This window comes from Aedoeadaptatus coli (genome assembly GCF_900343085.1).
In the GTDB taxonomy this organism is placed as follows: Bacteria; Bacillota; Clostridia; order Tissierellales; family Peptoniphilaceae; genus Aedoeadaptatus; species Aedoeadaptatus coli.
This window is the reverse complement of the sequence record NZ_OPYI01000016.1, coordinates 18,765-29,071: the sequence shown is the minus strand read 5'-3', so window position 1 is coordinate 29,071 and position 10,307 is coordinate 18,765. Positions and strand designations below refer to the sequence as shown.

The 10,307-nt window shown below is 49.8% G+C and carries 6 protein-coding genes; 2 read left to right on the top strand and 4 right to left on the bottom strand.

The features are described 5' to 3' along the window. Positions 1 to 360: 360 nt before the first annotated feature. Both relB and DG046_RS08465 read left to right on the top strand, forming a co-directional pair. On the top strand, positions 361 to 585 hold the full coding sequence (relB, locus tag DG046_RS08470; protein WP_108832078.1) for a type II toxin-antitoxin system RelB family antitoxin: 225 nt from the start codon (positions 361 to 363) through the stop codon (positions 583 to 585). Beyond that, the gene (locus tag DG046_RS08465) at positions 582 to 848 is read left to right on the top strand and encodes a type II toxin-antitoxin system RelE family toxin (protein WP_108832077.1); all 267 of its coding nucleotides are present in this window, start codon (positions 582 to 584) and stop codon (positions 846 to 848) included. The genes relB and DG046_RS08465 overlap by 4 nt, the downstream gene beginning before the upstream one ends. Positions 849 to 1,198: 350 nt before the next feature. Here DG046_RS08465 and DG046_RS08460 read toward each other — a convergent pair whose 3' ends face one another. The 4 genes from DG046_RS08460 to DG046_RS08445 all read right to left on the bottom strand — a co-directional run bounded on the left by DG046_RS08460 (position 1,199) and on the right by DG046_RS08445 (position 10,302). Beyond that, positions 1,199 to 7,252 (bottom strand): G5 domain-containing protein, encoded by a 6,054-nt coding sequence (locus DG046_RS08460; RefSeq protein ID WP_108832076.1) that lies wholly within the window; start codon positions 7,250 to 7,252, stop codon positions 1,199 to 1,201. 219 nt (positions 7,253 to 7,471) lie between these two features. After that, positions 7,472 to 8,242: a hypothetical protein gene (locus DG046_RS08455; RefSeq protein WP_108832075.1), complete on the bottom strand. Its 771-nt coding sequence runs from the start codon at positions 8,240 to 8,242 to the stop codon at positions 7,472 to 7,474. Between the two features lie 85 nt (positions 8,243 to 8,327). Continuing rightward, a complete protein-coding gene (gene pepI, locus DG046_RS08450) occupies positions 8,328 to 9,215 on the bottom strand; it encodes a proline iminopeptidase (protein ID WP_108832074.1) in 888 nt (295 codons plus the stop codon). Continuing rightward, entirely contained in the window at positions 9,202 to 10,302 is a 1,101-nt protein-coding gene (locus DG046_RS08445; protein WP_108832073.1) for a M24 family metallopeptidase, read from the bottom strand. Before DG046_RS08445 ends, pepI begins: the two co-directional genes overlap by 14 nt. Between the last annotated feature and the right edge of the window lie 5 nt (positions 10,303 to 10,307).

Below are 10,307 nucleotides of genomic sequence, written 5' to 3'. Positions count from 1 at the left end.
GACCGCGTGCACACAAGCCTTGAAAACATGACCCCGCTCGCATACAGGGCAAAGAAAGCAGCGGAAGACAAAGGCAGTTTACAGTTGACACCTTAAGAAAAGTGTCCAAAAAAGTGTTGCCATTCCACCCTCTGCCCCTTCCCCGGGGCCCCATCCCCATCCACCCACAAACGCCTTTTAGCAGTGCAAATGCCTGACGGCATTTGATTCCTGTTGGGCTGTGTCGCGGAAAGAAGAATGTGAGTCGGGCGCAGCAACTTCGTTTTCGAAACAATATTTTTGCCTTAATAAAATCACTCAAAAAAAGTGTATTGGCCGCTGCTCCGTTCATGTGTTACAATGTATTCAGAGGTGAGGAGTATGAAAACTGTATCTGTACGCCTGAATGAGGAAGAGGAAAAGGCCTTTTCCGCTTACGCCACGATCATGGGCATGCCTTTGTCTACTTTGTTTAAAAAGCTCATGGAAGAGCGCCTTGAAGATGAATTTGATTTGAAAATTGCGGAAGATTTTCTCGATAGAGATGCAAAGGGCGACGTAACAACGCGGCCCATCGACGCGTTGTTTCAAGAGCTCGACTTATGACCTATACGTTAAGGACGGACAAGGGATTCGATAAGGCCTTTAAAAAGCTCGACCGGCCGGTTCAGATGATGCTTAAAGATTGGATTGAGAAGAATTTAATGGATTGTGACGACCCGCGGCGCATCGGCAAGGCTTTAACCGGCAATATGGCGGATATTTGGCGGTATCGCGTCGGAAATTATCGGCTGCTGTGCAAAATCGACGACGGCGCACTCATTATTTTTGCACTGAATGTCGGGCACAGAAAAGACATCTATAAATAGAAGAAATCAGATCGAAGACAAATCTCGAATAACCTGGGTTTGTCTTTTTTGTTTAACATCGCCTTTTTCCCTCCCCCGAGGAGTAGCGGTCGAAGATAAGGGCGATAGAAAAAACCGGGCACTAAATAACCATGATCATTTAGAGCACCCCCATAAAGTCGGACTTCTCGAGTAAGCATTATGTTGCTGAGATTTGATGATTTGTCTTTCCGTTCAAGCATTCCTCGACGATTTTCTTCTTCAATTCATAACTGTTTTTTGCCATTAAAAGACCCCCAAAGGTCGGATTTCTCGGTCCGACTTTTGGGGGTCAGTGCATTTATGGCGTTTTTTAAATTCGGTCTATTTGATTAGTCTCTTTTTCTTCTCTTTAAGCGTTCCAAACCGACGAGGAGGCCCGATGCCAATGCGGCCAGTCCCGTGGGGGCGGCGATGCCGGGATCGAAGGTTTGCGGCGCTTTCCCGTCGTCCTTTGCCCTTCCGCTGACTGCGGGGGATGCTTTCATACCGCCGACGGCATTGTTCCAACTCGGATTCGAATTTTCCCGCGTATCCGAGGTGCTCGGATTGGAGTTTGCCGGATTGTTCGACGTGCTCGGATTCGGATTTACCGGATTGTTCGGCGTACTCGGGTTCGGGTTCGCCGGATTGTTCGGCGTACTCGGATTCGGGTTTGCCGGATTACTCGGCGTGCTCGGATTCGGATTCACCGGATTATTCGGCGTACTCGGATTCGGATTTACCGGATTGTTCGGCGTACTCGGATTCGGATTCACCGGATTATTCGGCGTACTCGGATCCGGATTTACCGGATTGTTCGGCGTGCTCGGGTTCGGATTCACCGGATTGTTCGGCGTGCTCGGGTTCGGATTCACCGGGTTATTCGGATTGTCTCCACCGGGATTGCTCGGGTTGCCCGGATTCAGCCCCGGAACCGGACACATGTTTTCTGTCGGTTTCGTACCGACTCGGACAATTTTTTTGACAGGTTTCTTAATGATGTTTTCAGTAGTCTTGCCTTCGACCTCTTTACTATTTTCGATGACGACAGTCGTTTCTTTTTGACCGACTTCGCCTTCCTGAACAATCTCATAGGTTCCCGCATCAAGTTTATTATCTTTAATAATCTCTACTTCAAACGGGATTTCAGACTTGTACTTAAACTCACCTTCCGTCTTCGAGCCGTATTCATACTTCGCATTGGTCGGTTCCGTTCGTTCGACCTTGGTCTCCAGTTCGCCCGTTTCCTTGTTAAAGGTCGTGGTGATCGTGACCTTGCCCGGCGTGCCGTCAGAAATCTTCTTCACGTCTCCGGCCTTAAGTTCCGGATTGTGGGTGTAAGTTGTGTCGTGGGGAATTTCTTCTACCTTCGTCACAGGTTTGATGCCGACTCGGACGACCCTGTCTTCTTTTTCTTCAATTACTTTCCCTGCAGAATCAACCTGAATATCGCCATCTTTCGAGGTGATGGTCGTGGTCACTCTTTCCTTGCCGTCCTTGCCTTCGTTATCCACGACACGCGTCCCTGCGTCCAGGTTTTCGTCGTAGATGACTTTTGTTTCGTAGGGAATGGCTTTATCGACAACTTTTTCGTTAGTTCCCGTAAGTGATTTGGTGCCTACGCGAACAATGTGCTTCGTCGGCTGTTCGGTTACCTCTTCACCGGTCTTCCTGGCTTCACCGACTGCCTCGCCATTTTTGATGTCTTGTTCATAGCTCGTGGTCTTGGACCCGGCCTTACCTTCTTGGTCCACGACCTTTTCGCCTTTGGACAAGGTATCGTCTTCGATCACTTCCACTTCAAAGGGAATGGGGCAGGTCTTCTTGTATTCGTAAGTTCCCGTAAAGTCTTTGGTACCGACGATGACTTTTTGCTTCGCCTTGGTTACTACTTCTTCAGTGGTTTGTTCCACCTTGCCGGTTTCCGGATTGTACTTGTCGACGACCTTGGTTTCCACTTTGCCGGGGGTCAGCTCGCCGGTTTCGACGAGGTCCTTGTCCTTGGTATTGTCGTAAACGTATTCGATTTCGACTTCGACATTTTTAGAGTAGTTGTTTTCCGGTGTTTCGACCTTGGTTCCGATTTCGATAATGTGTTTTACAGAATCTTTTTTATTGGATTCCGTCTTCGTCATTTCACCAACAAGTTCGCCGTTCTTAAAGTCTTGTTTGTACTCTACATCGTAGGAGCCCTTGACACCCTTTTGGATTTCATTGCTCGTTCCCGCAGGAAGCTCATTGTTGTATCTGACTTCCACTTCAAAGGGAATTTCGAAGTGTTCGGTGTGTTTTACTTCGCCTGTGAAGTCCTTGTTTCCAACCCGTATTTTGGCTTTGGTCGGTTGTTTCTGATCAATTACACTTGCAGAGCCTTCAACAACCTTAGAGTTTTCGATGGTCCATTTGGTTGTTTTAGACCCTTCCTCACCTCTAACATCAACCACATATTCCCCGGCCTTTAAGTTTGGATCATAAGTGATCTCATAGTCGAATGGAATCTTTTCAGTGTAGGTGTGGTCACCATTGGTCATGGTACCGACTCTGATGATTTGTTTTACGGCTTTTTTATTTACTTCTGTAACCGGGTCGCCACTTTCTACAACTTTGCCGTTTACTATCTTATGCAAAGTTGTCGTGGTTTTTAAACCATTTTCTCCGGCTTGATTAACTACTTTTTCACCGGCCTTAAGGGTATTGTCAAAGACAATTTCTGTTTCATAAGGAATTACATCCTTGTTTACTTCTTCAAATTCTCCATTATAGGCCCTTGTGCCGGCGACAACTTTTCTCTTGCCTTTTTCTACAACTGTCTCTTGGGTGGTTTCAATTTCGCCTGTTTCAGGATTGTATTTGTTGACGGTTTTAGTAGTTACCTTACCGGGGATCAGGTCGCCGACTTCGATAACGCCGATGTCTTTGTTAGGATCAAATTCCCATTCAACATCGACGCCGACGATGCTTTCAACTGATTTTTCATTTTCAACGGGCTTTGTGCCGATTTCGATGATGTGTTCCGTCGGTTCCACATACTTGTCGGTGAGTTCTTTTTCAGTAAAGTTGGTACCGTCTTTTAATTTTCCGTTGACGATGTCGCCGCTGTATTCATAGGTTCTGGATCCGGCCTTGCCCTCTTGCTTCACATTGGTTTTGCCTGCATCCAGGTTCGGGTTTTGAACGACTTTTACGGTGTAGGGCACTTCTTTCGTTACGGTGTTGGTCACCGTTCCGGTGTAGTCTTTTTGGCCGACTTTGATCACCGCATTGATCGGCTCGGTTTTTTCAAGTGCGTAATCTCCCACGATTTGAGAGTTCACGATGGTCCACGTCTTTTTATTGGTACCGACTTTTCCTTCGGTGACGACCTTGTAATTGTCTTTTGCGTCGGGATAGTTCTTGTAGAAGTCTGGATCGAATTCCACGGTGTAGCCAAAGGGAATCTCGTCTGTATCGACAACGGTGCCTTCTGTTTTTGCCGGAATCTTGATCTTCTTGTTTTTGGCTTCTGTCGTTACAGTCTTCGTGACTTTGATTTCGCCTGTTTCAGGATCTCTGGTCGTCGTAATGGTTACAAGGCCGTCGTTTCCTTCTTCAACTACTTCCGGATCCCCGTCTTTTCTCGTGTAGTCCAGTTCGTATTCCAGGCCTCTCGGGATATCGACGGTGGTTTCCGCCGGCTTGGTGCCGATTCTTATCACGGCGTCTTGTTTTTCCGTTACGGTAGTCACTTCAGCGGATTCTTTACCTGCTACGAAGTTGCCCTTTTCGTCAATAATTCCCTTTTCGCCGTTGATTACGACTTGCTTGAAGGTAGTCTTCGTTTCGCCGACGACGCCTTCCGTTTTTACGACCTTACCGGCCTCCAAGTTCTCATCATAGATAACCTTGGTCTCGAAGGGAACCTTGCTCGTAAATTCTTTCGTGACCTCTTGTTTGTATTTCGGACGGGCGATAAACTGCGCTTTTACGGTTTCTTCTTTCTCGATGCCGAATTCGTCCTTGTAATTGACCTTGACGTCGACGTAAAGATTTTCTCCGCCTTTGATGTCGGCACTTTCAGGGACGACTGCGGTAACTACGCCCGTGTCCTTATCTACCGTAATATTGTCCCAAACATTTCCTGCACTGTCCTTGTAAGTTCCCGGGATAAGTTCATAGGTCTTTGGTTGGTTCTTCTTTTGGCTGGCTTCGTCATCCGGAATCGTCGGAGTACTTGTTAATGTATCCCCCTTGAAACCAATTTTTGCGAAGTATTCCGGTCTGTTGTTGTCCGACTCTTGGACGACGAAGTGGAACCAGTGAGTGTCCTTGGATCCGTTGGTGTAGGTGTATTCTACCGGCACGGCTACAAAGTCCCCGGCCTTGGCGGATTTCGGCGGCGTGATGGTAAATCTACCGATATCTCCGTCGGTTAAGGTGACCTTCCATTGATCCTTGTCTTCCTTGCCTTCATTTGCCTTGTTAATAAAGTCTAAGATGACCTGTCCGGAAGCCTCACCATTTTTATTGGCCTTATTCATGTCGTCGGCGGATTTGATATAAGGGCTGAGGCTGTCTTTCGGTTCATAGATTTTTACTTCGAAGGGCTTACCGGGCTTAACTCCTGATGAAGTGTTCTTGGAAGTATCTTCATTATTTCCGTCAATGAAAGATTGGTCGTAGTAACGGGTGTCGTCGAGGTTCAGCTTAAAGTCGCCGATGAGGTTGTAGTGGTCGTAGCGGTCGATGCCTTGCTTGTCGATTGTGACATCATTTCCCTTGTGACTGATGGTTGCAGATCCTGCCCCTGTTTCCACATAGGTACCTTTGTCCCATTCTCCACCCATATTAGCTACATTTTCAAATTCAGCCTTGGTTCTCGGACGGGCAAAAAATTTGACGTCCAGGTTTTGGATGCCCTTGTAGTTAGAGTCCTTATAGAAGATAGAGTCTTTGTTGATAGTGCCATCTTTGTTAATAGCCCCATCCGGCATTTTGATGAAGATATTGCCATTATCTCCTATATAGGCGCCGGCTCCGGGCACGATGCCGCCTGTAATCGGATTGTAAACTTGACCTACGAGTCTTTCTTTAGCGCTGTCGTCAATATTATCTACCTTGATCCCCGTGTCGATGTCTTGACCTTGGACAAAGTATTTAGCATTTGAGTTGTAGTTATTTTTATTAAGCTTAAGTTCTTCAAGCGCATCATTTTCATTTGGCCATGGGTTAACCTTGTAGGTTATACCAAAGTTACCTCTGAAAAACTTATTATTAGGATTATCTTGAGTATACTTATCCTTAAAACCAAAGGAAGTGGAGTCATTATCCTTGTTATTTATATGCTTTAAGGTTTCTTCACTAGCTACATAGTTTAAGTTTAATTGTCGCCCACTTTTTGTTATCTCTGTATCTTCTTCTGGTTTGTAGGTTACATCAGGAGATTCAGCAGTTAACTTATCTCCCTGATTTATCATTGGCTTATCTCCGGGATTTACAGGAATAAGACCGGAATCAGTTACAGTAACCTTGGTATAGGTTCTTTGGCCGGTTTTCTTGTCGATGGTAATTTCGTAACCATATTCAGTCTTGCTGGGAGAATCTGCTCCCGGGTTTTTAAGTTCAAATTTAAAGCCGTCTTTTTCTGCCTTTTCATCAGTTTTATCTAAAGTCTGATTGGTATCTCCCGGTTGGAGATCCGTTTCCTTATAACGGTTATTGCCGTCATAGTCTTTAATGATCTTTTCATCCTCGGCATAATTCGGCTCAGTAACTTCTCCCGGAACTTTTTGAGCTTCCGGAGGTTGTTCTTTGCCGATTTCTAAGCCTTCTTTCGGCGTAGTAGCGGTCTCGGCCGGTGCAGCCTCCGGTGCTTTTGCAACTTGTGCTTCCGGTGCAGCGTCCGATACACTTGCGCTGTTGTCGACTGCGGCCTCTGCAGCCTCATCTTTCTTTTCGCCGGTAGCCGTAGTTTGTGCCCCGGCATCGGCGGCCTTTTCCGTTGCAGGGGCTTCCGATGCATTCGAAGAAGCCTCCGATGTGCTTGCGGTGCTCGCTTCCGGTGCGCTCGAAGAAGCCTCCGTTGTGCTTGCAGACGTCGCTTCCGTTGTGCTCGAAGAAGAAACCTCCGATGCGCTTGCAGAGCTCGTTTCCGACGCGCTTGCAGAGGTCGTTTCCGACGCGCTTGCGGTGCTCGCTTCCGTTGCGCTTGCGGAGGGCGCGGCTACAGCTTCTCTCTGCACGATGGCCGGCGGTTGTTCCGTGCCTTGGGCGAATGTCGCTTGGGGCATCATAACGAGGCCGGTGGCGATCACCGATGCGCCGACCATGGATTTCAGCAAGTGATTTCTCTTTTTCTTGACACTCTCGTTGGACAAGGGCAGAGCCACGCGGTCCGGGACCTCCCGATTTGTTTTGTTGTTTACCAAAATTACATTCCTCCCTTTCGATTTATCTATTCCTTTTCCTCATATAGACTACCACACTTGTATTGCTTATACATGCTCAATTGTATCCTGAAGCAGAATCGTTGTCAAAATCATTTCTTCTCTCTGCAAGAAGTAAATAAAAGTTCTGTCATTCTGCCTATTTCTGCTTATCTCTGCTTATCTCAACAAAAAACGCCACTCATGGTGACGTTTCGCTTTCTATTCTTTTTCTCTTCCCTTTCCGCAGAGAAGAGCCATGTAGGCGGCCTCTTCCTTGTCCCACGCTTTTTCCGCCCGCCGCCGCTCTTTTATGAGTTCGTTTCGGCGGGAATCTCGCCCCTCGGCATCAAAGGCCCCGGCAAAGGGCGGCCGCTCTCTTATGGCGGCGACTTTTTTTGTATACCCGTGAAGTAGATGATTTAATCGTTTCTCCTCTTCCAAAAGCCCCGTGGACGGAAGGGCTTTTTCTTCACGGCAGATCTCGACCGCCATATGCCTCAGGGCCTTTTCATCCCCCGCCCGAAAGGCCGCCATGGCTTTTTCCATGAGCGTCTCGTCACCGGATGCCGAATTCAGATCGGGATGCAGGGCCTTTATCAGCGAAATCATAAGGGCGCATAATTCTTCATCCTTCGCCGCGGGCCGGGGCTTCCACGCCCGGGCCTCGGCCAGCAGGCTCTTTTTTCGGGCCAGCTCTCCTTCCCATCGGGCCAAGACTTCGTCCATTTGGGCTTCGGCGATCTTTCCCGCCGGGGTATGGCCCGCCAGGAGCCTCTCTCTTTCCCGGGCGAGGACGAGGGCGCGGCAGCGGGCTTCGAGGATGGCGATTTCCTGATCGTAAAAAGCCAGGCAATAGTTCATCTCTATGGCTCGCCCCTTCACGTGGACGAGGTATTCTTTTGTGCAAATGGCTTCGGCCACGGATTGCCTCAATCTTTCGATGGACGCTTTTAATTCTTTCACCCGCGGCAATTCGATCATATCTCCCACGGCGCACCCCCTTTCGCGCCCATTATAACAGGAAGGTCCTAAGGATACAAAAACGAGGCACCCCACGGCGCCTCGCACATAATTTTTATTCGAAATCCTTTAGCCAGTCTTTCAAGACCTTGAAGTAGCGTTCCTCCTCTTCCACAAAGGCCATGTGGCGGGAGTCGCGGAAGAGTTCCCAGCGGGAATTCGGCAGCTCATCGGCCATGCTCTTGGCGATGTAGGGGCTGCACAGATCCATTTGGCCGCTGGTCACCAGGGTGGGCACGGTGATTTTTCCCAATTGCCCCCGGTAGTCGTAGTCGGCCAAGGTGCCCGTGGGGCCGAATTCGTTGGCGCCCCAGGCGGTGATGTAGACTTCCCCGGCGTTTTTCTTTTTGCGCTTCAAATATTCGGGGCTGTTCTCATCCACCGTGGGACCGCAGTACAGATCCATAAAGCGGTCCAAGGCCTTCAGATAATCGGGATCGTCGTATTTGTCCGATGCTTCAGCCCGACGAAATGCCGCCCGCTCTTTTTCGGTCATGACGCGGTCGATTCTCCGCCACTGCTCTTCTCGCCACAGGGCGGCGGAGTGGAGGGTGGAGGCCAAAATCAGGGAGAGGACGCCTCTCGGATCCCGCTCCATCATGTAGGAAATGGCGAGCATCCCGCCCCAGGATTGACCGAGAATATGCACCTTCGCAAGATCCAAATGATCCCTGATGGCCTCCAGCTCCTCCATCCACACCTCGGCATTGTAGAGCTCGGTGTGGCCCGGGGTGGCGGATTCGCCGCAGCCGATTTGATCGTACATAATGATGGGCCGATCCAGCGCCTCGGCGAGCTTGTCGAAGCCTTCGAAGTAATTGTGGGTGCTTCCCGGTCCGCCGTGAAGGAGGAGGAGGGGCGCTTTTTTCCCCTCGGGGTGGGCGATGCGGTAATAGGTTTCGAAGCCTTTAAAGGCCATGCGCCCTTCTTTAATGGCGACCATGTTCTTCCTCCTCTACGACGATGAGATCCTTCGTCACTTGATTTAACACCTCGCAGCCCTCTTCGGTAATGAGGACCAAATCTTCGATGCGCACGCCGATGCCTTCATCGAGAAGATAGATCCCCGGTTCCACGGAAAAGACCTGTCCCGGCTGAATCACGGCGTCGTTGGCCGAGGACACGTCCCCCACTTCGTGATCTTCCAGGCCGATGGAGTGGCCGGTGCGGTGGGTGAAGTACGCGCCGTAGCCTTTGGATTCGATGTAGTCGCGGCAAGCTCTGTCCACGTCGCACATGCGGTTACCGGGCTTGGCGGCGGCGATGCCACGCATATTGGCTTCCTTCACGATTTCGTAGACTTCCCTCGCCTTCTCGGAGACCTCGCCGATAAAGACCGTGCGGGTCATATCGCTGGCGTAGTTTTTATACATGCCGCCGATGTCCAGGACCACGGAGTCGCCCCGCTTGCCTTTGGAATCGTCGGTGGCGTGGTGGGGATCGGCGCCGCCCCGCCCGTAAGCCGTAATGGGATCGAAGGAAAGCTCCACTACGCCTCGCTCGGCGAAAAGCTCACGCACTTTGGCGTCCAGCTCTTTTTCCGTAAGACCCTTTACCACCCAGGGAATCAGCGCTTCCATGACCTCGTCGCAAATTTTCGAGGATTCACGCATGATCTCCTGTTCTTCCTCGTCTTTAATGCGGCGCACGTCGTCGACGAGGACGGAACCGTTCAGGTAGCGCTTCTCGGGAAAAATTTCCTGCAGACGCAAGAGGAAGTGGGCGGGCCAGTTTTTGTCGATGCCGATGGTATCGCCCTCTTCCATAATATCGGCAAGAATCTTCACGCCGTCGTCCACATCGTTGTACCAAATTAAATCTGCGCCTACATCTCCCTCTTGGGGAAAGAGCTCGTTGATCACGAGCTTCGCCCCACCTTTTGCGTGGAGGTAGAGGACGAGCATGCGCTCGCCGGGAGCGATCTTCCGCCCGAGGAGATAGAAAATGGCCACGGGATCGGAAATAAGCAGGTGGTCCATGCCCCGTTCGTTCATGCCCTGTACGATTCGGTCGATTCGTTCTTGATTCATGGATG

Bases quoted from the DNA above. Each gene is read 5' to 3' on its own strand.
- pepI (WP_108832074.1), bottom strand. From the start codon at position 9,215: ATGGTCGCCATTAAAGAAGGGCGCATGGCCTTTAAAGGCTTCGAAACC.
- DG046_RS08445 (WP_108832073.1), bottom strand. From the start codon at position 10,302: ATGAATCAAGAACGAATCGACCGAATCGTACAGGGCATGAACGAACGG.
- DG046_RS08465 (WP_108832077.1), top strand. From the start codon at position 582: ATGACCTATACGTTAAGGACGGACAAGGGATTCGATAAGGCCTTTAAA.
- relB (WP_108832078.1), top strand. From the start codon at position 361: ATGAAAACTGTATCTGTACGCCTGAATGAGGAAGAGGAAAAGGCCTTT.